Below are 26169 nucleotides of genomic sequence, written 5' to 3' on the forward strand. Positions count from 1 at the left end.
CCCGCTCAGGCCTTGAGCTTGTAGCCGAAGCCGCGGACCGTCTCGATGCGGTCCTGGCCGATCTTCGCGCGCAGTCGCTGCACATGGACGTCGACGACGCGGGTGTCACCGCCCCAGCCGTAGTCCCAGACGCGTTCGAGGAGCTTGTCGCGGGACAGGACCGTGCCGGGGGCCGACGAGAACTCCAGGAGCAGCCGCATCTCGGTCGGCGTCAGCGCCACCGGGTCACCGGCCTTGCGCACCTCCATGCCGCCGGTGTCGACCTCCAGCTCACCGAAGGTGAGGACCCCGCCGGTGCCGGCCGACCCGTCGTCCTCGACCCGGGCGTCGCCGCCGCTCGCGTGCCCGAAGCGGCGCAGCACCGCGCGGATACGGGCGACCAGGACGGCGCCGTCGAACGGCTTGGTGACGTAGTCGTCGGCACCCGCCTCCAGACCGAGGACGACGTCGATGGAGTCGGCGCGCGCGGAGAGCATGATCACCGGGACGGTCGACTCGTCACGGATGCGACGGCACAGCGACACCCCGTCGAGACCGGGGACCATGACGTCGAGGAGCGCGATGTCCGGCCGGTTCGACCGGAACGCCTCCAGGCCCGACAGCCCGTCGGGCATGGCCGTGACCGCGAAGCCGTCCCGCTCCAGCGCGAGCTGGGTGGCCTCGCGGATGACATCGTCGTCCTCGACGAACAGGACGTGGGTCTGCTCTGCCATCCGGTCTTCTCGTCCGCTCTCGGTAGTGATCGGTGGGGTGGGGGTGACGGGGGAGGAGGGGCCGGGCCCGGGTCAGCGTGTGTCGGGGGCGGCCGTCTCCGTGCCGCCCACCGAGGTGCTGTACTCCGTGCGCGTGTTGGACCGTTCGACGAAGCGGTCCTTCAGCCAGCGGTAGGTCGTCACGTCCTCGCTGGACGGGTACGCGGACGGGTCGCCGTACCGGTCGTTCTCGTAGAGCTGCCTGGTCACCAGCAGGTCTCCCCGGTCGATCTCCGCGTACACCGGCGGCTGTTCGGAGAGGAAGACGCTGCGGTACCGGCCCTTCTCCGGGCGGTACACGTACGAGGCCACGCCTACGGCGTCCGCGCAGGACAGCACGTTCACCACGATGTCGTCCGCCGAACCGCCGGTCAGATCGCCGTAGATGACGTCGATCGGGGGCTTGTCGGCCACACAGGGCTCCAGATCGGCCTTCACCGCCTTGCCGACATGGGGGTCGGCCCGGACCATCCGCGCGACCTCGTCCACGCTCGGCTGGTCGCCGCGGGCCGATGCGGAGACGGCCGGTGACGCGGCGCCGCCGGTCAGCGCGTCGCTGTCCGCCGGGCCCTCGTCACGTGCGCCGGTCCCGCCCGTGCCGCAGGCGGAGACGGAAAGGCCGAGGGCGGCGAGCACGGCCACCGCCGTGATCACCGCCTTCGTTGCCTGCCTGGCCCCTCGGTCGGGGCCGGCCGCTGTGCTCAGGCCGCGCAACGCTCCTGCTCCTTGTTCGGTGCGAACGCGCGGGCGGCGCGCTCTTCCATGTCCCGCGACTCCAGCTCCTCGCGGAGCCGGGCCAGCGCACGGTGGAGCGTGCTCTTCACGGTTCCGGCCGACATGCCGAGGGCGGCGGCCGTCTCCTCCGTGGACATCTGCTCCCAGTGTCGCAGCACCACGACACTGCGCTGCTTCGGAGCGAGCACCTTCATGATGTCCATGAGGAGCGCCCGGTCCGCGTGCTGCTCGGTGGAGTCGTCGATGCAGGCGTCCGGCAGCTGCTCGGTGGGGACCTCCTCCAGCTTCCGGGCCCGCCACCACTCGGTCCGCGTGTTGATCATGACCCGGCGCAGATAGGCGTCGGCGAGACGCTTGTCCGCGATGCCGTCCCAGCGGCCGTACGTCCGTGCCAGCGCCGTCTGCAGCAGATCCTGGGCGTCCACGGGGTCCGGGACGAGCCGGCGGGCGCTGCGCAGCAGCGCGTCCTGCCGGGTGCGGACGTACTCCTCGAATTCGAGCACCTCGCCGTGCGCCATGATCAACCGCCTCCGTTCCCCGTTTGCCGACCGGCGCGCGGTCTGCGCCGTCGGTTCTCCGCTCCTTCGTGCCGCGTGATGCTGCGGTACGTCGAAGAAGCTACGGAGCTGTTGTCACGGGGGTGTCCGAGGCAGCCTGCGGAGAACGCTCGGCTGTCCGTCGGTTGTGTAACAGAAGTAGGAACGGGGTAAGGCGAGGGGGGATTTGCGGCCGTTCTGGGGTGCTTTGCCCCAGCGGAGTCCGCCGGTTTCCGTTACGGACTCCCGTTACGGACTCCTGTCACGGACTCCTGTTACGGATTCCCGTCGCGGACGCCGCTGTGCAACCCGGTGCGGCCGCATGGCGGCTGTGGCGACCGTCAGGTGAGGGGGAGACGGTAGAGGCCCTCGGGGAGGGGTTCCACCAGTCCGTCGGAGACCAGGCCGTCGAGCGCCCGGGCCCGCTGCACCGGCTCGTCCCAGACCCCGTCGAGCACCGCCTGCGATACGGGGCCGACGGCCTCCCGCAGTACGGCGAGGAGCTTGCCGCGCACCTGACGGTCGGTCCCCGCGTACGTCTGGCCCCGGCGCGCCGGCCCGTCGTGCGCGGGCTTCCCGGCGAGCCGCCAGGCGCACTGCGCGGAGATGGGGCAGCGGTGGCAGGACTCGTTCTTCGCCGTGCACACCAGCGCGCCCAGCTCCATCGACGCGGCGGCCCAGCGCGACGCCGTGCCCTCGTCCTCCGGCAGCAGGGCGCGGGCCAGCTTCCGCTCGGCGGCCGTGGTGGCGTTCGGCGGGTACTGCGTCCCGGTGACCGCGCGGGCGAGGACCCGGCGGACGTTCGTGTCCAGCACCGCGTGCCGCTGCCCGTACGCGAACGACGCCACGGCCGCCGCCGTGTACTCCCCGATCCCCGGCAGCGCGAGCAGTTGCGCGTGGTCCCTCGGTACGTCGCCGCCGTGCCGTTCCGTTATGGCCGCCGCCGCGCCGTGCAGCCGCAGCGCCCGGCGCGGATAGCCGAGCCGGCCCCAGGCGCGGACCGCCTCGCCCGGCGGTTCCTTGGCGAGGTCCGCGGGGCGGGGCCAGCGGGCCATCCACTGCTCGTAGACCGGCAGGACGCGGTTGACCGGCGTCTGCTGGAGCATGAACTCACTGACCATCACCCCCCACGGGCCGGCCTCCGGCCGCCGCCACGGGAGGTCCCGCGCGTGCGTCTCGAACCAGGCGATCACCGGGGTGTGCAGGGGGGAGGCGGACGGGGTCGGGTCGACGGTGTTGCTCTGGGGCTTGGTGGGTGCAGTCATGGCACGTCCGATCCTGCCATGTCGCTCCGCTGGGGTGGTGGGGGCGCGGCGGGGGGTGGGGGGCACCTGTTGTACGCCGGGTGCGGGTGGTTCGTGGTTTCTCGGGCAGTTCCCCGCGCCCCTGAAGGGGACGGGCCTGCGGCCCGGCCTTCATCTGAAAAGCACGGGGCGCGGCCCCGGTCGCTTTTCCGGGGCGCGGGGAACTGCGCGAGGAACCACGACGCACCCCCACCCGACAAAGCACCCGCACACCCGAGCTACTGGGCGCCCGGCCACCCCAGCAACGGCGCCAACCGCGTCGCGATGTCCGTCAGGATCTGCACATAGTCCTCGTGTTCGAAGGTGAACGGCAGGGCGAACGCCACCTCGTCGACCTCGCGGAACGCGACCTGCGCGTGCAGCCGCTCGGCGATCTCCTCGGCCGTCCCCACGAGATCCGGCGCGAAGAGCAGTCGCCCTGGCCCCTGCGGCGCCGCCGTCCGGGGGAGCCGTGCGGCGGCGTACGCCTCGTACCGTGCCCGCTGCTCCGCACTCGCGGAGTCCGTGGGGATCACGACCAGCCCCTGCGAGACCCGCGCCCGCTCCCCGTCGGGGTGATGCGCGCGGAACTCCCGGATGTGGGAGAGCTGGATCGCGCCGAAGTCCACCGACCCGGCCCCGGCCCCCTCCTCCGGTTCCGCCTTCACCACGCTGCTGGTGAGGAAGTTCATGCCGTTCTCCCCGGCCCACCGGGCCGACCGCAGGCTGCCGCCGCCGTACCACATGCGGCTTCCGAGCCCGGGGGAGTGCGGCTGGACCCGGTCGGAGAACACCTCGAACCCCTCGGTGCCGCTGAAGTCCGTGGCCGCCTCGCCGCGTACGAAGCCGAGGAGCCGCCTGACCCGTTCGAAGCTGAAGTCCTCGGCGTCGGCGGTGTCGGGGTAGAGCGCCGACCTGATCGTGTCGTAGTGCATCGGCGGCCCCACACTGACCCCGGGGTTGAGCCGGCCGCCGGACAGGATGTCGACCGTCGCCAGGTCCTCCGCCAGCCGCAGCGGGTTCTCCCAGCCCAACGGGATGACGGCTGTGCCGAGTTCGATACGGCTCGTGCGCTGCGAGGCCGCGGCGAGCACGGCCACGGGGGAGGAGATGCCGTACTGGAGATGGCGGTGGCGCAGCCAGGCGCTGTCGAAGCCGAGCCGTTCGCCCAGCTCGATGATCTCCAGGGTCGACTCATGGCCCCGCCGGGGATCCGCCTCGTCGAACAGCCCGATGGTCAGGAAGCCCAGCCTTCGCAACGGCCGCGAGACCGGCGACACGGTGTGGTCCATCGTCATCCTCCAGATGCTCCGGGGCGCAGTCGATTGTGACAGGCGGGTGCCGTGGGGTGACTGCGGTCGGGATCGTGGCCAGAGGTGCAAGGGGTGCGATCGCGAACAGGGCTGGGAGGGGGAGGAGTTGGCGGCCTGTGTGAAGCGATCGCGCGACGGCCTTGTGAACGGGTGTCGGGGAAACAGGAGTTGACTCTGCGTACCCCCGATCGCCGTGATCACGGACGGTGTCCGATCTGCCCTTATGGTTACTGACCGCGACCAGTAACTTCCCTGGCAGGGCGGTGAGTCGGGTCGCCGAGATGATGATCCGGAAAAGTTGCCGTTCAGGGCGGCGGGGGAGGCCGGTTAAGTCCTCGATCTCTCGTACAGTTTGCGCCGTGGGATCTCTGCGCAATCCGGTCGGGCCGCTTCCCTCCACCATCTACTGGCGACGGAGGGCCGTCATGCTGGCCGTCCTCGGCGTGCTCGCCCTCCTGATCGCATGGGTCGTCACCAGCGGTGGCGGTAACGGCAACAACGACGCGGGCGACTCCGACGGCAAGAACCCCGCGCCCTCCATCACCCCCGGGCCCTCCAGTTCCGGTCCCGCGATCAGCCAGGCGCCGGGCGGCCGTGACGAGTCGGGCGACGAGTCGAGCTCCGGCGGCGACAGCTCCGGGTCCGGGTCGGGGTCGGCGGGCTCCGGGTCCGGCGGCGGCGACGGCGGTTCGGGCGCCACCGGGGGCGGTTCGTCCGGCGGCGGCACCGCGAGCGGCGGGGGGAGCAGCTCCGGCGAGCAGGTGCCGGCGGGGTCCAGCCTGCCCAACTGCACCGCGTCAGCGGTCAAGTTGAGCGTGCGCAGCGTACGGAACGCCTACGCGCCCGGTACGGACCCCACGTTCGAGCTGATCGCCCGCAACTCCTCGGGCAGCGACTGCAAGCTCGACCTCGGGCCGGACCACACGGTCGTGACGATCACGGCGACCGGGGCGGACGACGCGTTCTGGTCGTCCGACGACTGCCACGAGACCGCCGGCAGCCTGCTGTTCCGGGTCCCCGCCGGTGACCAGGTCACCTACACCGTCCAGTGGAACCGCGACCCCAGCGCACCCAACTGCGCCACCCCGTCCGCCGGTTCGGCCAAGCCCGGCACCTACCTCGTCGAGGCGAAGGCCCCCGGCCTCACCAAGGGCCGGACGTCGTTCGTGCTGGAGAAGGACTGACCCTTCGGGTCGGCGGGCCGTGCGTGAGGCCGCGACCCGTCGCGGGCCCGGTGGCGGGTCGGTTCGGCCGCCGCCGCAGGCTAGACGTAGCGCTCCAGGATCGAGGACTCCGCCAGGCGCGACAGGCCCTCGCGGACGCTGCGGGCGCGGGCCTCGCCCACGCCGTCGACCGTCTGGAGGTCGTCGACGCTCGCGGCGAGCAGCTTCTGCAGGCCGCCGAAGTGCTCCACCAGACGGTCGATGATGGCGCCGGGGAGGCGGGGGACCTTCGCCAGGAGGCGGAAGCCGCGCGGGGAGACCGCGGAGTCCATGCCCTCGGGGGAGCCGGTGTAGCCCAGTGCCCGGGCCACCGTGGGGAGTTCGAGGAGCTCGGCGTGGCTGAGGGCGTCCAGCTCGGACAGGGCCTCGTCGACCGTCCGGGAGCGTTTGGCCGTGGGCTCGGGGACGTAGTCCCGGACCACCAGCTCGCGCTCCGGTTCCACGCCCGCGATCAGCTCGTCCAGCTGGAGGGCCAGCAGACGGCCGTCCGTGCCCAGTTCGACCACGTATTCAGCGATTTCGGTGGCGATGCGCCGGACCATCTCCAGCCGCTGGGCCACCGCGGAGACGTCCCGGACCGTCACCAGGTCCTCGATCTCCAGCGCTGACAACGTTCCCGCGACCTCGTCCAGGCGGAGCTTGTACCGCTCCAGGGTCGCGAGGGCCTGGTTGGCGCGGGAGAGGATCGCCGCCGAGTCCTCCAGGACACGGCGCTGCCCGTCGACGTACAGGGCGATCAGACGCATCGACTGGGAGACGGAGACCACCGGGTACCCGACCTGCTTGCTCACACGGTCGGCGGTGCGGTGCCGGGTGCCGGTCTCCTCCGTGGGGATCGTCGGGTCCGGGACGAGCTGGACGCCCGCGCGCAGGATCTTCGACAGGTCCGAGGAGAGGACGATGCCGCCGTCCAGCTTGCACAGCTCACGCAGCCGCGTGGCCGTGAACTCGACATCCAGGACGAATCCGCCCGTACACATCGGCTCGACGGTCTTGTCGAAGCCGAGCACGATGAGTCCGCCGGTGTTGCCGCGGAGAATCCGCTCAAGCCCGTCGCGCAGCGCCGTGCCCGGGGCCACGGCGCTCAGTGAGGCGCGCATCAGGCCATCGGCACCGGAGCTCCCACCGGACTTTCCGGGAGCTGCTGCCCGGTCGTTGGCTGCCACTGCACTCCTCCGGTCGCAGGTTCTGGGGCGCTCCCGTTTCGCACAGGTGGTTCGTACGGACGGGCGAGACCTGGGCAAAGTCTACCGGCGGTCCTCGTCGTCCCGTGGGGCGTCTCGGCGACGGGATCGTGGCAGGACCCGCAGCGCGTCCCCCATGTCCGCCACTTCCAGCACCTTCATACCGGGAGGAACCTTGCCGGGATCGGACGGAACGAGCGCGTGCGTGAAGCCGAGGCGGTGCGCCTCCGCGAGGCGGCGCTGCACTCCGGTGACCCGTCTGACCTCGCCCGCGAGGCCCACTTCGCCGATCGCCACCAGGTTCTTGGGCAGAGGGGTGTCGCTCGCCGCGGACGCGAGGGCGAGGGCGATCGCCAGGTCCGCGGCCGGCTCGGAGAGCTTCACCCCGCCCACCGTCGCGGAGTAGATGTCCCTTTTGCCCAGTGCGGCGATCCGGCCGCGCTGTTCCAGGACGGCGAGGACCATCGAGACGCGCGAGGTCTCGAGCCCTGAGGTGGTGCGGCGGGGGGAGGGAAGCTGGGAGTCGACTGTGAGCGACTGCACTTCGGCGACGAGGGGGCGGCGGCCCTCCAGGGTGACGGTGAGGCAGGTGCCGGGCACGGGCTCGTCGCGGCGGGTGAGGAAGAGACCGCTGGGGTCGGCGAGGCCGGTGATGCCCTCGTCGTGCAGTTCGAAGCAGCCGACCTCGTCGGTGGCGCCGTAGCGGTTCTTGACGCCGCGTACGAGGCGGAGGCGGGCGTGGCGGTCGCCCTCGAAGTGCAGCACGACGTCGACGAGGTGCTCCAGGAGGCGGGGGCCGGCGATCGCGCCGTCCTTGGTGACGTGGCCCACGAGGAGGGTCGCCATGCCGCGTTCCTTGGAGGCGCGGATGAGGGCGCCCGCGACCTCGCGCACCTGGGCCATGCCGCCGGGGGCGCCGTCGATCTCCGGGGAGGCGACGGTCTGCACCGAGTCGAGGATGAGGAGGCCGGGCTTGACGGCGTCCAAGTGACCGAGGACGGCGGCCAGGTCGGTCTCGGCGGCGAGGTACAGGTGGTCGTGGAGGGCGTCGATGCGGTCGGCGCGGAGGCGGACCTGGCTCGCGGACTCCTCGCCGGTGACATAGAGCGTGGGGTGCTCGGCGCTGGCGGACTTGGCGGCCACGTCCAGGAGGAGGGTCGACTTGCCGACGCCGGGTTCACCGGCGACGAGGACGACCGCGCCGGGGACGAGGCCGCCGCCGAGGACCCGGTCGAGCTCGGGGACGCCGGTGGGGCGGGCGGTGGCCTGGCGCCCGTCCACCTGGCCGATGGGGAGGGCGGAGGTCGTGACCCGGCCGGGCGCGGTGGTGCGGACGGCGGGGGTGCCGTACTCCTCGACCGTGCCCCATGCCTGGCACTCGGGGCAGCGGCCCAGCCACTTCGCCGTCTGCCAGCCGCATTCCGTGCAGCGGTAGGAGGGGCGTTCCTTCGCGGACTTGGTACGGGCAGCCATGCACGAACCGTAGCCCAGGCCACTGACAGCCCCCGCTCCGCCGGGGGCGCCCGCCCTCCAGGGGCGCGGGAACCGCCCGGGCAACCACGACGCACCCGCACCCGCCGCCGTCCGAACGACGCACCACCCCCGAGCCACCACACACCGAAGCGGCACCGAAGCGGCACCGAACGGACGGCCACCCCGCCCCTACAGAACCCCGCCCCCACAGAACCCCGCCCCTACAGACGCCGCCCGATCGTGAGGTCGGCCGCCCGGTACGGGACGTACGCCGCGCCGTCCAGACCGAGGGCGACCGCGGCGCTCTGGAGGGCCCCCGCCGTCGCCGTCGCCCCCCAGCGGCCGGTGTCCAGCCGGGACTCGACCGCGTGGAGCGCGGCGACCGTCTCGGCGGTGGTGAAGGCGCAGTGGCCCTGGCGTTCCACGTACGCCTGGCGGTGGAGCGCGGCGTCCCCGGAGGCACGGACACGCGCGGCGAAGCGGGACTGCTGCTCGACGGGAACGAGATCGTCGGCGGTGGTGTGGATGTTGAGGAGCGGCACCGCGAGGCCCTGGCCGGCGGAGGACGTGCGCTGTCCGGCGGCCACGGCGGCCGGGTCGGCGGCGATGTCCGCGTGGGCGGTCAGCTCGCGCAGGTCGGCGCGCAGGTCGAGGTCGGCCTTCCGGTAGAGGGCCTTGACCAGCGGCGCGTGCTGGGAGGTCGCCAGCACGCGCGCGTAGTCGAGGCCCTTGTTGCCGGAGTTGTTGCCGCCCAGGGCCTTCTCCACGTGGTGGCGGGCCGGAACCACCCGGTTGAGGACGCCCTGGAGCAGCCACGATGCCTGCTGGGCCTGCTGGTCCTCGTGGTCGCCTGCGGCGGGGCGGTCCTTGCCGGCGGCCCAGGTCGGCAGGTTCAGGTAGGCCGCGGCGAGGGCGATGCGGGCGCGGCCCTCGGGGGTCTTCTGTGCGGCGGCCACGGCGTCGGTCAGCAGGCGGCCGCTGACCGCGCCCTCGGCCTCGGAGGCGAAGTTCACCAGTTTCACCGGCGTGCCGGGGAGCAGCAGGCGGGCGATCGTGTACTCGGCGTCGAGCTGGTAGGCGTGCAGGTCGTTCGCGCCGGCCACCAGCCCGCACAGGCCCAGCGCGCCGTCGATGCCGCCGGCCCCGGTGCGGGCGAGCCGGGCGTTGACCAGGCCGCCCATGGACTGGCCGATGGAGAGGGTGCGGTCGGGTTCGCCGATCCGCTCGGTGACCGCCGCGATCGTGGCGACCTGGTCGCGCTCGGCGCTCTCCAGGGCCCAGAGCGTCTCGCTGGTGTCGTACGAGGAGCCGGTGAGCGCGTAGCCCTCTTCGAGGAGGCGCAGGCGTACGGCCTCGCCGGGGGCGTTCTGGGGCACGGTGACGCCGAAGCCGTGGCTGAACACGATCAGCGTGCCGTTCCAGTCCTCCGGCACGTCGGCTATCCAGGTGGCGCCGTCGGGGAGGGTGCCGGAGAGGCGCCCGACGGGGCCGGCGCCCGTGCGGGGCGCGGCGGTGGAGACGGAGGCGCCGGTCGCGCAGAGGACGACGACCGCGGCCAGGGCGGTGAGGGTGCGGGTGGAGCGGCGCGTGCGTAAGGCCATGAGGGGTGGGGCTCCTGTCGACGCGGAGGGGGACGGGGGCGTGGCGCGCTCGTACGTGGGGGTGACTCGAACCCGAGGGGGAATGTAGGGCTGTTTTCTTGTAGCGGTCAACGAAGTGCACAACATTCGGTCGCGCGCACGGCGGAGCCCGGGGTTCCTGTCCCCTTATGAGGGATCGTTTCACCCGTACGGAGTAAAAGTGCTCAAGAGGCGAGAAGGCGCTGCTTCCGGGCGCCTACCGTCCACGAATGATGAGCATCAGTCCGGAGACCTCGACCCGCACCGCCGGCGCCGCCCACCGGGCGCACAGCGAGGCGCGCGATCGGGCTGCGGCGCGCGCGGTGGCGCAGCGCCCGCCCGCGCGCTACGAGCCGTACCTGGACGGCCTGTTCACCTACTGCATGTCCGTGCTGTGCGACCACGACGCGGCGATCGCGGCCCTGGGCGACGTCCTCGCCCTCGCCGAGCGCCGCCGCGGCCCGGACGCCGAGGACAGGCGCCGGTCCTGGCTGTACGCGCTGGCCCGCTGGTCCTGTCTGCGCAAGCTCGCCGAGACCCGGCAGACCCGCCCCGGCACCCACGCCCAGGGCCGCCGCGCCCCGCACGGCCCGGAACCCCAGCGCGCCGCACGGACCACCGCCGGACCGCAGCTCTCCGAGGAAGAGGAGCGCCGGCGGCGCCGGGAACTGGCCCGGCTCGCCTGGCCGGAGGCCGCCGGCACCACCCCCGAGCAGCGCGAGGCGCTCGAACTCGCGGTCCGCCACCAGCTCACCGCCCAGGAGGTCGCCGACGTCCTCGGCATGGACGCGGCCGCCGCACGCGAACTGCTCTCCTCCGCCGCCTGCGAGGTCGAGCGCACCGGCGCCGCCCTCGCCGTCGTGGAGACCGGCGCCTGCCCCGGCGTCGCCCTCCTCGCCGGCGACCGGCAGCTCGTCCTCAGCGCCACCCTGCGCCGCGAGCTCGTCCGACACGTCGACGACTGCCCCGTCTGCCGCCGCGCCGCCGAGCGCGCCGTCCCCGGCCGCTGGCCCGGCACCAGCGTCACCCCCGCCGCGCTGCCCGTCCTGGAGGCCCCGCGCCCGGCCCTGTACGGCGCGATGGGACACCTCACACGCGCGCGTGCCCCGCGGTTCGACCGGCGCGGCTTCCCCATGGACCCCCGGGACCGCGCCGCTCGCCGCGACCGGCTCCGCGCGCGTGCCGTCACCACCACGGTCGTCGCCACCGTCGTCGCAGCCCCCGTCCTCGCCCTCTGGGCCGCCTACCGAGGCGCCCCCCTCATCGGCGAAGGCGTCGACGGCCGGGCGGTCGCCTCCGGCGCGGAGCAGGGCGCCGGCGACGGCACCGTCGGCGACGGCTCCGGCGCGTACGAGAACGCCGGCAGCGCCCGGGCCGAACCCGGCGCCCGCCGGGGCCGGCACGACTCGGACGACGTCTCCGTGGAGGTCACCCGCGGCAAGGGCGGCGGCGCGCTCGCCGTGACCGCCGGGAACGACGGCGAGACCACCCTCATCACCCTGCGCGCGACCGGCGACTCCCCGGTCACCTGGTCCGCCCGCACCGGCGCCGACTGGCTCTACCTCAGCCACTCCTCGGGAACCCTGGAACCCGGCGAGTCGCTGACGATCAAGGTGTACGTGGACCAGCTGAGCGAACCCGCCGGCCACTGGACCGCGCAGGTCACCCTCGGCCCCGCGGGCGCCGTCGTCACCATCGAGGGCTACGGCCCCGTCCCCGCGCCCCCGGACGACCCCCGCCCGACCGCGCCCGCGCCGGACCCGGGCCCGCCGAGACCCACCGCACCGCCCCCGCAGCCCGACCCGGAGCCCACTCCCACCGGCCCCGCCCAGCCGGAGCCCACCCCGACGCCCACCGACCAGGCCCCCACCGGCCCCGCCGACCCGCCGCCCCCGGGCGACGGCGGCGGCGACCCCCCGCCCGCACCCTGAGGCCGGCGGGGGAGTACGGCCGACGGCCGGCCTACGGCACCACCGGGTCCGCCGGATGCGGGGCCACCAGCGGCAGCCGGGACGCCAGCCGGTCCTCGCACAGCTCCACCAGCCGGTCGTACGCGGCCTTGCCCATCAGCTCGATCAGCTCCGGCCGGTACGACACGTACACCGGCTCGCCCGCGCCGTGCGCCGACGTCGCCGACGTGCACCACCAGTGCAGGTCATGGCCGCCCGGACCCCAGCCGCGGCGGTCGTACTCACCGATCGACACCTGCAGCACCCGGGTGTCGTCGGGCCGGTCGATCCAGTCGTACGTCCGCCGGATCGGCAGCTGCCAGCAGACGTCCGGCTTCGTCTCCAGCGGCTCGCGCCCCTCGCGCAACGCCAGGATGTGCAGCGAGCAGCCCGCACCGCCCGCGAAGCCCGGACGGTTCTGGAAGATGCACGAACCCTTGTACGGCCGGGTCTGCCGCTCCCCGTCCTCGTCCTCGGAGACCCACCCGGTCCTGGTGCCCACATCGTGGAACTGCCAGATCTCCGGCGTGAGCCTCGCCACATGTTCGGCGACCCGCTTCTCGTCGTCCTCGTCCGAGAAATGGGCACCCAGAGTGCAGCAGCCGTCATCCGCGCGCCCGGCCTGGATGCCCTGGCAGCCGCTGCCGAAGACGCAGTTCCAGCGAGAGGTCAGCCATGTCAGATCGCAGCGGAAGACCTGTTCCTCGTCCGCCGGATCAGGGAACTCCACCCACGCGCGCGCGAAATCGAGCCCCTTCTCGTCCGGCTCCGGAGCGCCCGTCCGCGGTTTCGGGGGTCTGGTCGCCGTCTTCGCCCGCGAAGAACCGGCGTCCGCCGCGCCCGCCGCTGCCGACTTGTCGGCCTTTGCCTTTTTCGTCTTTGGCACCCGTCCAGGGTACGGCGCCGATGCCCGCACCGAGGACGGCGCACGGCCTCACTGGCAGTAGCGTTCCGTACATGAGACTCGGTGTCCTCGACGTGGGATCGAACACGGTGCATCTGCTGGTGGTGGACGCACACCCCGGCGCGCGCCCCCTGCCCGCGCACTCGCACAAGGTGGAGCTGCGCCTTGCCCAACTGCTCGACGAGGACGGCGCCATCGGCCCCGAAGGGATCGACAAACTCATAGCCGTCGTCCACGAAGCCCTTCAGGCCGCCGAGGACAAGGGCGTCGAGGAGATGCTCCCCTTCGCCACCTCCGCCGTCCGCGAGGCCAGCAACGCCGACGACGTCCTCGCCCGCGTCAAGGACGAGACCGGAGTCGAACTCCAGGTCCTCACCGGCGCGGAGGAGGCCCGGCTGACCTTCCTCGCCGTCCGCCGCTGGTTCGGCTGGTCCGCGGGCAAGCTCCTCGTCCTCGACATCGGCGGCGGCTCCCTGGAGATCGCCTACGGCATCGACGAGGAGCCCGACGCGGCCGTCTCCCTCCCGCTCGGCGCCGGCCGCCTCACCGCCGGCTGGCTCCCGGGCGACCCGCCCTCCCCGGACGACGTCCGCGCGCTGCGCCGCCACGTCCGCGCCCAGATCGCCCGCACGGTCGGCGAGTTCAGCCGCTTCGGCGCCCCGGACCACGTGGTCGCCACCTCCAAGACCTTCAAGCAGCTCGCCCGCATCGGCGGCGCCGCCCGCTCCACCGAGGGCCTCTACGTCCAGCGCGACCTCAAGCGCCAGTCCCTGGAGTCCTGGGTCCCCAAGCTCGCCGAGATGACCACCGCTCAGCGAGCCGCCCTGCCCGGCGTCTCCGAGGGCCGCGCGAACCAGCTCCTCGCCGGCGCGCTGGTGGCCGAGGGCGCCATGGACCTGTTCGAGGTGGAGACCCTGGAGGTCTGCCCCTGGGCCCTGCGCGAGGGCGTCATCCTGCGTCGCCTGGATCACATGGGCACGGCGTAGGAGCCCCTCGCGAACCGAGGGGCGGCAGCTTCCCCAGGGGACGTGGTGAGGCGCCTGAGCAGCCACGACGGGCCCGCGGCCGCCCCCGCCGGCCGCCTCCCGGGGCGACGCGGAGAGGGCCGCCTTCTCCCGGCCGAGAACCCGACCCTGCCCCACACGGCGAACCCCACCCTTTAGGCTGTGCTGCGTGGCAGATGTGGTGCGGATCCCGGATGCGAAGGTCGCCCTGTCCACGGCCTCCGTCTATCCGGAGTCCACGGCGACGGCCTTCGAGATCGCCGCGCGCCTCGGCTACGACGGCGTCGAGGTCATGGTCTGGACCGACCCGGTCAGCCAGGACATGGAGGCCTTGCGCCGCCTCTCCGACTACCACCAGATCCCCATCCTCGCCGTGCACGCCCCCTGTCTGCTGATCACCCAGCGGGTGTGGTCCACCGATCCGTGGGTCAAGCTCCAGCGCGCCCGGGCGGCCGCCGAGAAGCTCGGCGCGAGCACGGTCGTCGTCCACCCCCCGTTCCGCTGGCAGCGCCAGTACGCGCGCGACTTCGTCACCGGGATCTGGCGCATGGCGAACGAGACCGACGTGCGGTTCGCAGTCGAGAACATGTACCCCTGGCGCTACCGCGACCGCGAGATGCTCGCCTACGCCCCCGACTGGGACGTGACCAAGGACGACTACCGGCACTTCACGATCGACCTCAGCCACGCGGCGACCTCCCGCGTCGACGCGCTGGACATGGTCGACCGCATGGGCGACCGCCTCGGCCACGTCCACATGGCCGACGGCCGCGGCTCGGCCAAGGACGAGCACCTCGTGCCGGGCCGCGGCACCCAGCCCTGCGCCGAGCTGCTGGAGGGCCTCGCCCGCTCCGGGTTCGACGGCCATGTCGTGATCGAGGTCAACACCCGCCGGGCCATGTCGAGCGCCGAACGCGAGGCCGACCTCGCCGAGGCCCTGGCCTTCACCCGGCTCCACCTCGCCTCCTCCGCGAAGGTCCCGCGGCCGTGACCTCGGCCACCCCCCGCCGCCGGGGACGGCCCCCTCGTACGGAAGCCGCCGACGCCCCCGCCGCCCGCGACCGCATCCTCGCCGCGGCCCGCGAGGAGTTCTCCGAGCGCGGCTACGACAAGACGTCGGTCCGGGGGATCGCCAAGGCCGCCGGGGTGGACTCGGCGCTGGTGCACCACTACTTCGGGACCAAGGAGCAGGTGTTCGAGGCCGCCATCACGCTCTCCTTCGCCCCGGCGGTCGAGGCGCCCAGAGCTATCGAGGACGGCCCTCTGGACACCGTCGGCGAACGGCTCACCCGCTTCTTCTTCGGCGTCTGGGAGAACCCCGCGACCCGCACACCCATGCTCGCGATCGTGCGGTCGGCCGTGAACAACGACACCGCCGCCGCCGTCTTCCGGCGGATCGTCGCCGCCCAGGTGCTCCGCCGTATCGCCGGCCGGCTGGACGTCGCGGACGGGGAACTACGGGCCGAGCTGGCGGCGGCGCAGCTGGTGGGGATCGCGATGATCCGGTACGTGATCAAGGTCGAGCCACTGGCTTCGGCGGACGCCGAGCAGATCATCAGACGAGTGGCTCCCGTGGTGCAGGCCCATCTGACGGCGCCCCTGTCCTGACGGCGTCCTTGCCTTGGCGGCACACTCCTGGCCTGACGGCATCCTTGTCCTGACGGCACCCTGCCGCGGACGCCCCGGAGGGCGCCGCCGAGGGCGCCGAAGACCGAGACGCCCGTCCCGTCATCCGGACGAGGTGTCCGCCCACTGGATGACCGGCGTACGCTCGACTTCAGTCATAACTCTCCGAAGGAGCGAGGCGAGCGACGATGCCCGAGCTGAGGTCCCGCACAGTCACCCACGGCCGCAATATGGCGGGCGCCCGCGCCCTTATGCGCGCCTCCGGTGTACCGGGCGCGGACATCGGCCGCAAGCCGATCATCGCGGTCGCCAACTCCTTCACCGAGTTCGTGCCCGGCCACACCCACCTCCAGCCGGTGGGCCGGATCGTCAGCGAGGCGATCCGCGAGGCCGGCGGCATCCCCCGCGAGTTCAACACGATCGCCGTCGACGACGGCATCGCCATGGGCCACGGCGGCATGCTGTACTCCCTGCCCTCCCGCGACCTGATCGCGGACAGCGTGGAGTACATGGTCGAGGCCCACTGCGCCGACGCCCTGATCTGCATCTCCAACTGCGACAAGATCACCCCGGGCATGCTGAACGCCGCCCTGCGGCTCAACATCCCGACGGTCTTCGTCTCCGGCGGCCCCATGGAGTCCGGCCGGGCCACCCTCGTCGACGGCACGGTCCGCACGCTCGACCTGGTCGACGCGATCTCGGACGCCGTGAACGACAAGATCTCGGACGAGGACATCCTCCGTATCGAGGAGAACGCCTGTCCGACCTGCGGCTCGTGTTCCGGCATGTTCACCGCCAACTCGATGAACTGCCTGACCGAGGCCATCGGCCTGTCCCTCCCGGGCAACGGCTCGGTCCTGGCCACCCACACGGCCCGCAAGCAGCTCTACATCGACGCGGCCAACACGGTCATGGACATCACGCGCCGCTACTACGAGCAGGACGACGAGACGGTCCTCCCGCGCTCCATCGCCTCGTTCGCGGCCTTCGAGAACGCCATGGCCCTCGACATCGCCATGGGCGGCTCCACCAACACGATCCTGCACCTGCTGGCCGCCGCCCAGGAGGCGGGCGTCCCCTTCGGCCTGAACGAGATCGACGCCGTCTCGCGCCGCGTGCCCTGCCTGTCGAAGGTCGCCCCGAACGTCGCGAAGAACCGCACGTACTACATGGAGGACGTGCACCGCGCCGGCGGCATCCCCGCCCTGCTGGGCGAGCTGCACCGCGCGGGCCTGCTCAACGAGGACGTGAACTCCGTCCACAGCGCCTCCCTCGCCGACTGGCTGAAGACCTGGGACGTGCGCGGCGGCTCCCCGTCGCCCGAGGCCGTCGAGCTGTGGCACGCGGCCCCCGGCTGCGTCCGCTCCGCCGAGGCGTTCTCCCAGTCCGAGCGCTGGGACTCCCTCGACGAGGACGCCGAGAACGGCTGCATCCGCTCCGCCGAGCACGCCTACTCCAAGGACGGCGGCCTCGCCGTACTGAAGGGCAACCTCGCGGTCGACGGCTGCGTGGTGAAGACGGCCGGCGTCGACGAGTCGATCTGGACGTTCGAGGGCCCGGCGGTCGTCTGCGAGTCGCAGGAGGAGGCCGTCCAGAAGATCCTGCTGAAGGAGATCAAGGAGGGCGACGTCGTCGTCATCCGCTACGAGGGCCCCAAGGGCGGCCCCGGTATGCAGGAGATGCTCTACCCGACCTCGTACCTGAAGGGCCGCGGCCTCGGGAAGTCCTGCGCGCTGATCACCGACGGCCGCTTCTCCGGCGGCACCTCGGGCCTGTCCATCGGCCACGCCTCGCCCGAGGCGGCCGGCGGCGGCACGATCGCCCTCGTCGAGGACGGCGACCGCATCCGCATCGACATCCCCAACCGTTCGATCGAGCTGCTGGTCGACGACGCCGAACTGGCCCGCCGCGAGCAGGCCCTGAACGGCGTCTACGCCCCCAGGAACCGCGAACGCAAGGTCTCCGCCGCGCTCAGGGCGTACGCCGCGATGGCCACCAGCGCCGACAAGGGCGCGGTCCGCGACGTCTCCAAGCTCGGCTGACCCACCCCGACGGAGGGCCGCTGCCGGGACGAGATCCGGTGGGCGGCCCGGGGGGCTTGGCGGTTCAAGGGCTCGGTGGGCCGGTGAGCTTGGCGGCCCGGCGGCCCGGCGGCCCGGCGGCCCTGGCGGCTTGGCGGGCCGGGGAGCTTTGGCGGGCCGGGCAGGCCGGGCGGGCCAGGCAGGCCGGGCCAGGCAGGCCGGGCGGGCCGGGGGGCTTCGGGCGTCTTGCGGTACGGCGGCCCGGGCGGTCACCAACCCGCCGGGTCCCCCGCGTCCACCCCGAACACCGTGCCGTCGGGCGCGCCCGCGCAGACCCGCCCCTTGAGCACGACCGGAGTGGTCAGCGCGGCCGCGACCCGGTCGGTGTCGCCGAGCCGCGGGGACGTCTCCCCGGCGAGCCGGCCCTTGCGGGCGTCGAGTGCCAGCAGACGCCCGTCGGCGGTGGTGAAGTACACGTGCCGGTCGTCGGCGACGGGCGCCGAACCCTGCGCCACCCCGGTCTCGGCCCGCCAGAGCTGCTTGCGCGCCCCCATGTCGACGGCCACGGCCGACCCGCCGATGCCCAGCAGGTAGACGACGTCACCGCGGACGGCGGCGAGGGCCTGCTCCAGCCGCACGGGCAACGTGAACCGGTCCGTCGCCCCCGTACCGGGGTCGTGGCGGACGACACCGACCGTGTCGCCGTACACCCCGCCGCTGGCCACCAGGAAGAGGGCGCCGCCACTGGCCCCCACCGGCTTCAGAGCACCGTCCAGCCGCGCGTCCCACACCACGTCCCCGCTCTCGGGATCCACCGCGGTGACCCGCGTCCGCGCCTGCGCCCCCTCACCGGTGACGCTCGCCACATAGGCCGGCCCGTCCCCACCGAACGAGGTGAAGTACGCCTCCCGCTGCCCCGGCACGGCCCGGCTCCACAGCCTGTCGCCGGTGGCGCCGTCCAGGCCGGTGACGGTGCCGTCGGCCGAGGTCAGCAGGAGCACACCGCCCACGAACCGCCGGCCGCTGTACGCGGTCAGGTCCCGTTCCCAGCGGACCTCGCCGGTCGCCGGGTCGAGGGCCTGCGACCGCCCGCCCGCGTCCGTGGAGACGTGCACCAGACCGCCCGACACGACGGGCGCCTCACTGGTGTCCCCGGTGACGGCGTGCCGCCACAGCACCCGGCCGTCGGCCGGATCCAGCGCCGAGACCAGCCCCGGTCGCGCGCACACCAGCTTCCCCGCCCCGTACGCGCACTGCGGCGCCCCCGCCTTCTTCGGCGCCGGCTTCGTCGCCCAGGGTTCGAGCGCGGGAGCGGCGGCCACGGTGGCCCGGGGCGTGGCCTCCCCCCGGCCCGCCTCCGCGCCGTCCCCGAGCCACCGCACCGAGCCGAGGACCCCGCCCGCGACCAGCACCAGCGAGGCGGCCACCACGAGCGCCCGCCCGCGCGGCCGACCACGCCGGCCCCGGGTCTCGGCGGCGTCGGCCGGGGGGCTCCCGGACCCGCTGGCAGCCGCCGGAGGGTTACCGGCCCCGGTGGCGTCGGCCGGAACACCGCCGGCCTCCCCGCCGTCGGCCCCGGCCGTTCCGTCCGCATCCGCCGGCCCCTCAGCGGCCAGGGGGTTTCGCGCGGAGCGCTTCCACTGCCCGCCCGCACCCGAACCCCGCTCCCGCTGCCACTCTCGCTGGGCCGGTATGAACGCCTGGGTGTCGTAGGAGGCCGCCACCGACCGCAGCCGGTGCATCAACTCGTCCGCCGTGGGCCGGTCCTCCGGCTCCTTGGCGAGGCAGTCCCGCACGAGCGGCGCGAGGTTCTCCGGTACGCCGGTGAGGTCGGGCTCGTCGTGGACGACCTGGTAGGCGACCACGTACGGGCTGTCGGAGTCGAAGGGCCCGCGTCCGGTCGCCGCGTGGACGGTCACCGAACCGAGGGCGAAGATGTCGGCGGCGGGCCCGACCTCCCTCGGCCGCCGGAACTGCTCCGGAGCCATGAAGGGCGGTGTTCCTATCAACTTGCCCGTCTCGGTGCGCAGTTCGCTGTCCTTGGGCCGGGAGATGCCGAAGTCGATGACTTTCGGCCCGTCCTCGGCGAGCAGCACATTGCTGGGCTTGAGGTCCCGGTGCACCACGCCCGCCCGGTGGATGTCCCGCAGCGCCTCGGCGAGCCCCGCCATCAGCCGCCGCAACTGCCCCGGCGCCATGGGCCCGTTCCGCTTGACGTGCTCGGCGAGGGTCGGACCGGGAATGAAGAGGGTGGCCATCCAGGGCCGGGCGCTGTCGGTGTCGGCGTCGACGACCGGCGCGGTGAACGCACCGCTCACCCGTCGCGCCGCCGCGACCTCCTGCTCGAACCGGCCTCTGAACTCGGGGTCCTTGGCGAACTCGGCGTGCACCACCTTCACCGCGAGCCGCAGTCCGGAGGTCGAGGTGGCCAGATGGACGACGCCCATGCCACCGGAGCCGAGGCATGACTCCAGGCGGTACTGACCGGCGTACTCGGGAAGTTCCGCTTCCGCTCCCGAACCGGTGTCCCGCTGTGGCGCCATGGGCACACCCCCGTGCTGTTCCGGCCGCTCGCGCGACGCACGGAGCCTAGTCGATGACACGTACGGGACAGAGGCGGCTTGCTAGCCTCCGCGTACGAAGAAGGCACAGGTGTACGTGTCTTGATTCAGGGGTATCAAGGGGTCCCCATGGCTGTCATGGGGTGAAACGGGGGGAGTTTTCGCATGTCCATCAACCATGTCGACGAGATCACGGGCGACGCCGAGGGGGAGCGGACGGCCACGGCCACGGCGGCGACCGCCGCGACGGCGACGGCAGCCGTCCGTTACTACTCGGTCGCCCCGGGCGTCCGCGTCAACGTCCGCAGCGGCCCGAGCACCAGCTACAGCATCGTCCGCGTCCTCGCCGAGGGCGCCAGGGTCCCGATCTTCTGCCAGACCCCGGGCCAGACCATCTCCGGCCCCTACGGCACCACGAACATCTGGGACAACATCGGCGACGGCGACTACATCTCCGACGCCTACGTCTACACCGGCGCCGACGGCTACGTGGCCGGCCGCTGCGGCTGATCCGGCAAGGGGCCCGGAGCCCACACGAGGGCGCCCTCGCCCACGGATAGGGGCGGGGGCGCCTTGCGCTCGGCGGCGGAGGCGGGGCGGGGGCCCACGGTGCCGTCCGGGCACAGCCCCACGGGCCGTGGCCGCTGCCCGAGCACAACCTCACCGGCCCGTGGCCGTCATCCGCGCCGGAGCCATAATCGACCCGTGAGCGACAAGCAGACCGGAACCGGGGCGAAGCCGCAGCCCGCCAGGACCCCCACTACCGCCGAGGCCCCCGGGGCCTCCTCCGCCGCCAAGGCCCCCGCGACACCCAAGGGCCCCCTTCCCGAACCCATCCGGTTCTTCGGGACGACCTGGCTGAACCACGACGGCACCTACACGGCACGCCGCGTGACCGTCTCCCTCGGCTCCCTCGCCGCCGTGGCGGCCTCCTGCCTCGTGCTGCGCCTCGCCTACGAGGGCCTGCAACTGGCGGCGGTGGGCGGCTTCGTCTCGATCACGGTCGTCGTCATGTTCGCCGTCTGCAGCGCCCTGGCCTTCGGCCACACCTGGGGTTCGTTCTCCCGGCGCCCCGACCCCGACCGCCAGTCCTCCTTGCGCGGCCTCCTCGCCATCGGCTTCATAGGCTCCCTCGCCGCCTACTTCCTTCGCTCCCTCAAGGAAGCCCCCGGCGAGTCCCTCCAGCGCCAGACCTACGACACCGCCCTAACCCAGTACACCCGCCGCACCACCAAACGAACGGGCAACCCGGCCAAGCGCCGCCCACGAGGCTGAGCCAGAGCAGCCGGCCCACTTCCCGCTCGTCCGGGCCGACGGCAACGCCCTCCCGGTCGCCACCACCTCCGTCGACTTCCGCACAGACGCCCAGTCCTGACACCGGACCACCCCGCCCACTCGGTCCCGGAAGCGCTCCACGTCCTGCGCCCAGGCGACGCCCTGGCCCTGTGGTGGAACACCGACGCCACCACCCGCATCCGCCGCTCCCTCGGCCTGAACGCCGACGCCCCCTGGACGAGACCGACACCACGGGCGCCCTCGCCGCCCCACCCACGGCTTCCAGCAGCACGTCCTTCCGCGCCCCGCGTTCCCTCGGCGCGCCCTTCGGCCTGCGCCCCAGGAGGGCACCGCACAGCGTCGCGCACCGACGCACCCCTCCGCGCCCTCCCCGCGCCTTGACGGCCGAACCCCTGCGGAGCATTATTCATCACATGATGAATTACTCGCCCGGAAAGTCCGCACCCCCACCCCCCGACCCCGCGACAAACACCCCCGGCCCCCAGAGGACCCGCTCGGCCCCGCCGCCCGCTCCCGCCATCCGTGCCGAGAACCTCACCGTCACCCGCGGCCCCCGCACAGTCCTCCGCGGCCTCGACTTCGAGGTCCCGCCCGGACAGATCACCGGTCTGCTCGGCCCCTCCGGTTGCGGCAAGTCGACCCTGATGCGCTCGATCGTCGGCACCCAGGACAAGGTCACCGGCACCCTCCAGGTCCTGGGCCACCCCGCCGGCGCCCCCACCCTCCGCTCCCGCATCGGCTACGTCACCCAGGCCCCCTCCGTCTACGACGACCTGACCGTCCGCCAGAACCTCGACTACTTCGCCGCGATCCTCGACCCCGGCCGCACCGCCGCCGACCGCCGCCACGAGAACGTCACCCGGGCCATCGCCGACGTGGACCTCACCACCCACGCCGACGCCCTCGCCGGCAACCTCTCCGGCGGCCAGCGCAACCGCGTCTCCCTGGCCGTCGCCCTCCTCGGCACCCCCGAACTCCTGGTCCTCGACGAACCCACGGTCGGCCTGGACCCCGTCCTCCGCCGAGACCTCTGGGACCTCTTCCACGCCATCGCCGACGAACGCCGGGCCACGCTCCTGATCTCGTCCCACGTCATGGACGAGGCCGAGCGCTGCCACCGCCTCCTTCTGATGCGCGACGGCGAGATCCTCGCCGACGACACCCCCGAGGCCCTCCGCACCCGCAACCACGCCGAAACAGTCGAAGCGGCCTTCCTGCACCTGGTCGACGAGGCCGCCGCGACAGCGTCATCCCAGAAGGAGCCGAACCGATGACCACCACGACCCCCGCCCCGCAGACCGGCCACGACGCCACCGCCGCCACGCCCCCACCCCGCCCCAGGGCCCTGAACTACTCCCGTACGACGGCCACAGCCGCCCGGGTCCTCCGCCAGCTCGGCCACGACCCCCGCACGATCGCCCTCCTGCTGCTCATCCCCTGCGTGATGCTGTTCCTGCTGCGCTACGTCTTCGACGGCAGCCCACGCGTCTTCGACTCCATCGGCGCCTCACTTCTCGGCATCTTCCCGTTGATCACCATGTTCCTGGTGACCTCCATCGCCACCCTGCGCGAGCGCACCTCCGGCACCCTCGAACGCCTCCTCGCCATGCCCCTGGGCAAGGGCGACCTCATCGCCGGCTACGCCCTCGCCTTCGGCACCCTGGCGATCATCCAGTCCGCCCTCGCCACCGGCCTGGCCGTCTGGTTCCTCGACCTGGACGTCACCGGCTCACCCTGGCTGCTGCTCCTCGTCGCGCTCCTCGACGCGCTCCTCGGCACCGCCCTCGGCCTCTTCGTATCGGCCTTCGCCTCCTCCGAATTCCAGGCCGTCCAGTTCATGCCGGCCGTGATCTTCCCCCAACTCCTCCTCTGCGGCCTGTTCACCGCCCGCGAGGACATGCACCCCGCCCTCGAAGCGATCTCCGACGTCCTCCCCATGTCCTACGCCGTCGACGGCATGAACGAAGTCCTCCTCCACACCGACATGACCGCCACCTTCATCCGGGACGTCTCGATCGTCGCCGGCTGCGCCCTCCTGGTCCTGACCCTGGGAGCGGCAACCCTGAGGCGCCGGACGAGGTAACCGCCCTCCGCAGCCCCCGAGCCCCGCATCCCGCCCACCGGACACACCACCCGAAGCCCCACGCCCGGTGCGAGGATGGCCCCAGGACGACGCACCCCCGGAGGGCACCCGCACCATGACCCAGAAAGTCGCAGTCCTCGGCACCGGAAAGATCGGCGAGGCCCTGCTCAGCGGCATGATCCGAGCCGGCTGGGCCCCCGCGGACCTCCTGGTCACCGCCCGCCGCGCCGAGCGCGCCGAGGAACTCCGCGCCCGTTACGGCGTCACCCCGGTCACCAACGCGGAGGCCGCGAAGACAGCCGACACCCTGATCCTGACGGTCAAACCCCAGGACATGGCCACTCTCCTCGACGAACTCGCCCCGCACACCCCCGCCGACCGCCTGGTCATCAGCGGCGCGGCAGGCATCCCCACCTCCTTCTTCGAGGAGCGCCTGGCCCCGGGCACCCCTGTCGTCCGTGTCATGACGAACACGCCCGCCCTCGTCGACGAGGCCATGTCCGTGATCTCCGCCGGCAGCCACGCGAGCGAGGCCGATCTCGCGCACGCCGACGAGATCTTCGGTGCCGTCGGCAAGACTCTCCGCGTCCCCGAGTCCCAGCAGGACGCCTGCACCGCCCTCTCAGGCTCGGGCCCGGCGTACTTCTTCTACCTGGTCGAAGCCATGACCGACGCGGGCATCCTCCTGGGTCTGCCCCGCGACAAGGCCCACGACCTCATCGTCCAGTCCGCCATCGGCGCGGCCACGATGCTCCGCGACAGCGGCGAACACCCCGTCAAACTCCGCGAGAACGTCACCTCCCCGGCAGGCACCACGATCAGTGCCATCCGCGAACTCGAGAACCACGGCGTACGCGCCGCGCTGATCGCCGCGCTCGAAGCCGCCCGCGACCGCAGTCGCGAGCTGGCCTCGGGCAACAGCAGCTGACCGCGACAGCCGACCCAGCCGCAGAGCCGGGGGCGGGACCCCGCCGTCACACCCCCGGCACAGCGGTCAACCGGCCGACAACCCGATCGCCCGGTACGCCGCGTCCACCCGCGGCCGAGCCATCCCTCTGGCCTTCTCCGCACCCAACCGCAACACCTCTTCCACGTACGCAGGATCGGCGCACAACTCCTTGTGCCTCTGCTGTACGGGCCTGAGGAGCTCGACCACGGCCTCTGCGGTGTCCTTCTTCAAAGCTCCGTACGATTCATATACACCGCTCAGGTCTTCGGGGTTCCCACCTTCACAGGCAGCGAGGATCTCCAGCAGATTGGCCAGCCCCGGCCGCGCCACCCGGTCGTAGACGACCTCGCGCCCGCTGTCCGTCACGGCCCGCAAGATCTTCTTCCGCACGACATCCGGCTCGTCCAGCAGGTAGACGATGCCCGGCCCCACATCGTCCGTCTTGCCCATCTTCGATGTCGGCTCCTGCAGATTCATGACCCGTGCGCCGACCTTGGGATGCGTCGCCCGCGGCACCACGAACGCCTGCCCGTACCGCTGGTTGAACCGCACCGCCAGATCCCGCGCCAGTTCCACGTGCTGCGTCTGGTCGTCGCCGACGGGCACCTCGTCCGTTCCGTACGCCAGGATGTCCGCGGCCATCAGCACCGGATACGTCAGCAGCGACAGCCGGACGCTCCCACCCCGGCCCCGCTCACGCGCGGCCTTCTCCTTGTACTGGATCATCCGCCGCATCTCGCCGTCGGTGGCCACGCACTCCAGCACATACGACAGCCGCGCGTGCTCGTCGACCTGACTCTGTACGAAGAGGGTGCACAGCTCCGGATCCAGCCCGGACGCCAGCAGCAAGGTCGCGGCCTGCCGACTGAGCCTGCGCACCCGCGCCGGATCGTGGTCCACGGTCAGGGCGTGCATGTCGACCACACAGAACAGTGCGTCCGTCCGGTGCTGATCGACGTCGGCCCACCGCCGTACGGCCCCCAGGTAGTTCCCGAGCGTCAGGTGCCCGGTCGGCTTGATCCCGCTGAAGACCCGCGTCATCTCTCATCCTCCTGGTCAGGACCGCCGCCGCCGGCCGGCCGCTCCTCGGAGGGAGATACGCGAACGGCCGCCGGGGGCGGCGGCCGTTGAGTGCGTACGTGAGCGCGGCCGCCGTCAGGCGGCCCACCACTGCTGGTGACACGTACGCGTAGTCATGGAGGTCAGGCTACGCGGCGAGGGGAGGGTCCCGCAGCGAGTTGACACGTCCTGGGCCCGTCCGTAGTGTTCTCCGGGTTGTCCGACGTGAGCGCCGACCCCGGTCGGTCCCCGGACAGCGATTCCGCAGGTAAACACCAACAATCGGCGATGCGTCGTCGTGCCATTGGCATGTGTATTTGCAGAATGAGGAATCCGCGTTCGAAAGGGCGCAGGCCCCGATTAGCTCGGGAGCCGGGAATCCGCTAAAGTCTCACTCGTCGGAACGGCCCAACAGCCGCGAAGGCAGCTCCCGCTGACTGGGAATCAGGTCCGAAAGGATCTGATAGAGTCGGAACCGCCGGAAAGGGAAACGCGAAAGCGAGGACCTGGAAAGCACCGAGGAAATCGGATCGGAAAACGATCTGATAGAGTCGGAAACGCAAGACCGAAGGGAAGCGCCCGGAGGAAAGCCCGAGAGT

The 26169-nt window shown here is 72.5% G+C and carries 22 protein-coding genes; 11 read left to right on the plus strand and 11 right to left on the minus strand.

Going from position 1 to position 26169, the window contains the following annotated elements; genetic code table 11:
- Positions 1–5: 5 nt before the first annotated feature.
- From cseB to ACZ4Z2_RS30450, 5 genes are all read right to left on the minus strand, one after another.
- On the minus strand, positions 6–713 hold the full coding sequence (gene cseB, locus ACZ4Z2_RS30430) for a two-component system response regulator CseB (RefSeq protein WP_468080360.1): 708 nt from the start codon (positions 711–713) through the stop codon (positions 6–8).
- A gap of 72 nt (positions 714–785) precedes the next feature.
- Positions 786–1466 (minus strand): hypothetical protein, encoded by a 681-nt coding sequence (locus tag ACZ4Z2_RS30435; RefSeq protein WP_468080362.1) that lies wholly within the window; start codon positions 1464–1466, stop codon positions 786–788.
- Positions 1454–2005 (minus strand): SigE family RNA polymerase sigma factor, encoded by a 552-nt coding sequence (locus ACZ4Z2_RS30440; protein ID WP_468080363.1) that lies wholly within the window; start codon positions 2003–2005, stop codon positions 1454–1456. The genes ACZ4Z2_RS30435 and ACZ4Z2_RS30440 overlap by 13 nt, the downstream gene beginning before the upstream one ends.
- A gap of 359 nt (positions 2006–2364) precedes the next feature.
- Positions 2365–3288 (minus strand): HhH-GPD family protein, encoded by a 924-nt coding sequence (locus ACZ4Z2_RS30445; protein WP_468080365.1) that lies wholly within the window; start codon positions 3286–3288, stop codon positions 2365–2367.
- A gap of 257 nt (positions 3289–3545) precedes the next feature.
- Positions 3546–4604: an LLM class flavin-dependent oxidoreductase gene (locus ACZ4Z2_RS30450; RefSeq protein ID WP_468080367.1), complete on the minus strand. Its 1059-nt coding sequence runs from the start codon at positions 4602–4604 to the stop codon at positions 3546–3548.
- Positions 4605–4978: 374 nt separating this feature from the next.
- On the opposite strand from ACZ4Z2_RS30450, the gene ACZ4Z2_RS30455 reads away from it, so the two are divergent.
- The gene (locus ACZ4Z2_RS30455) at positions 4979–5803 is read left to right on the plus strand and encodes a hypothetical protein (RefSeq protein WP_468080368.1); all 825 of its coding nucleotides are present in this window, start codon (positions 4979–4981) and stop codon (positions 5801–5803) included.
- An 80-nt stretch (positions 5804–5883) separates the two neighbouring features.
- Here the strand turns inward: ACZ4Z2_RS30455 and disA are convergent, their stop codons facing one another.
- The 3 genes from disA to ACZ4Z2_RS30470 form a co-directional block, all read right to left on the minus strand.
- A complete protein-coding gene (gene disA, locus ACZ4Z2_RS30460; RefSeq protein WP_055542252.1) occupies positions 5884–7008 on the minus strand; it encodes a DNA integrity scanning diadenylate cyclase DisA in 1125 nt (374 codons plus the stop codon).
- 81 nt (positions 7009–7089) lie between these two features.
- Positions 7090–8499, minus strand: a complete 1410-nt coding sequence (gene radA, locus ACZ4Z2_RS30465) for a DNA repair protein RadA (protein WP_468080369.1) — start codon at positions 8497–8499, stop codon at positions 7090–7092.
- 221 nt (positions 8500–8720) lie between these two features.
- Positions 8721–10100 carry an alpha/beta hydrolase gene (locus ACZ4Z2_RS30470; RefSeq protein WP_468080371.1) on the minus strand — a complete coding sequence of 460 codons (1380 nt, stop codon included), beginning with the start codon at positions 10098–10100 and terminating at the stop codon, positions 8721–8723.
- Between the two features lie 248 nt (positions 10101–10348).
- Between ACZ4Z2_RS30470 and ACZ4Z2_RS30475 the strand changes: the two genes are divergently transcribed.
- Entirely contained in the window at positions 10349–12049 is a 1701-nt protein-coding gene (locus ACZ4Z2_RS30475; RefSeq protein ID WP_468080372.1) for a BACON domain-containing protein, read from the plus strand.
- A gap of 31 nt (positions 12050–12080) precedes the next feature.
- On the opposite strand, the gene ACZ4Z2_RS30480 is transcribed toward ACZ4Z2_RS30475, so the two are convergent.
- Positions 12081–12953 carry a DUF3109 family protein gene (locus ACZ4Z2_RS30480; RefSeq protein ID WP_468080373.1) on the minus strand — a complete coding sequence of 291 codons (873 nt, stop codon included), beginning with the start codon at positions 12951–12953 and terminating at the stop codon, positions 12081–12083.
- Positions 12954–13024: 71 nt separating this feature from the next.
- On the opposite strand from ACZ4Z2_RS30480, the gene ACZ4Z2_RS30485 reads away from it, so the two are divergent.
- The 4 genes from ACZ4Z2_RS30485 to ilvD all read left to right on the plus strand — a co-directional run bounded on the left by ACZ4Z2_RS30485 (position 13025) and on the right by ilvD (position 17643).
- Positions 13025–13957 (plus strand): Ppx/GppA family phosphatase, encoded by a 933-nt coding sequence (locus tag ACZ4Z2_RS30485; RefSeq protein WP_468080374.1) that lies wholly within the window; start codon positions 13025–13027, stop codon positions 13955–13957.
- 199 nt (positions 13958–14156) lie between these two features.
- On the plus strand, positions 14157–14966 hold the full coding sequence (locus ACZ4Z2_RS30490) for a sugar phosphate isomerase/epimerase family protein (protein WP_468080394.1): 810 nt from the start codon (positions 14157–14159) through the stop codon (positions 14964–14966).
- Positions 14963–15583, plus strand: a complete 621-nt coding sequence (locus ACZ4Z2_RS30495) for a TetR/AcrR family transcriptional regulator (RefSeq protein WP_468080376.1) — start codon at positions 14963–14965, stop codon at positions 15581–15583. The genes ACZ4Z2_RS30490 and ACZ4Z2_RS30495 overlap by 4 nt, the downstream gene beginning before the upstream one ends.
- Positions 15584–15789: 206 nt before the next feature.
- The gene (gene ilvD, locus ACZ4Z2_RS30500; RefSeq protein WP_468080377.1) at positions 15790–17643 is read left to right on the plus strand and encodes a dihydroxy-acid dehydratase; all 1854 of its coding nucleotides are present in this window, start codon (positions 15790–15792) and stop codon (positions 17641–17643) included.
- 248 nt (positions 17644–17891) lie between these two features.
- Here the strand turns inward: ilvD and ACZ4Z2_RS30505 are convergent, their stop codons facing one another.
- Positions 17892–20165, minus strand: a complete 2274-nt coding sequence (locus ACZ4Z2_RS30505) for a protein kinase domain-containing protein (RefSeq protein ID WP_468080379.1) — start codon at positions 20163–20165, stop codon at positions 17892–17894.
- 183 nt (positions 20166–20348) lie between these two features.
- Between ACZ4Z2_RS30505 and ACZ4Z2_RS30510 the strand changes: the two genes are divergently transcribed.
- The 5 genes from ACZ4Z2_RS30510 to proC all read left to right on the plus strand — a co-directional run bounded on the left by ACZ4Z2_RS30510 (position 20349) and on the right by proC (position 24490).
- On the plus strand, positions 20349–20693 hold the full coding sequence (locus ACZ4Z2_RS30510; protein WP_468080380.1) for an SH3 domain-containing protein: 345 nt from the start codon (positions 20349–20351) through the stop codon (positions 20691–20693).
- Between the two features lie 195 nt (positions 20694–20888).
- Complete coding sequence (locus ACZ4Z2_RS30515; protein ID WP_468080382.1) at positions 20889–21458, plus strand: EamA/RhaT family transporter; 570 nt, start codon at positions 20889–20891, stop codon at positions 21456–21458.
- Between the two features lie 434 nt (positions 21459–21892).
- The gene (locus ACZ4Z2_RS30520; RefSeq protein ID WP_468080384.1) at positions 21893–22753 is read left to right on the plus strand and encodes an ABC transporter ATP-binding protein; all 861 of its coding nucleotides are present in this window, start codon (positions 21893–21895) and stop codon (positions 22751–22753) included.
- A complete protein-coding gene (locus ACZ4Z2_RS30525; protein WP_468080385.1) occupies positions 22750–23562 on the plus strand; it encodes an ABC transporter permease in 813 nt (270 codons plus the stop codon). The genes ACZ4Z2_RS30520 and ACZ4Z2_RS30525 overlap by 4 nt, the downstream gene beginning before the upstream one ends.
- A gap of 115 nt (positions 23563–23677) precedes the next feature.
- On the plus strand, positions 23678–24490 hold the full coding sequence (gene proC, locus ACZ4Z2_RS30530) for a pyrroline-5-carboxylate reductase (RefSeq protein ID WP_468080387.1): 813 nt from the start codon (positions 23678–23680) through the stop codon (positions 24488–24490).
- A 66-nt stretch (positions 24491–24556) separates the two neighbouring features.
- Here the strand turns inward: proC and trpS are convergent, their stop codons facing one another.
- Positions 24557–25552 (minus strand): tryptophan--tRNA ligase, encoded by a 996-nt coding sequence (gene trpS / locus ACZ4Z2_RS30535; protein ID WP_468080388.1) that lies wholly within the window; start codon positions 25550–25552, stop codon positions 24557–24559.
- Between the last annotated feature and the right edge of the window lie 617 nt (positions 25553–26169).

This window comes from Streptomyces sp. NPDC030183, assembly GCF_055573455.1.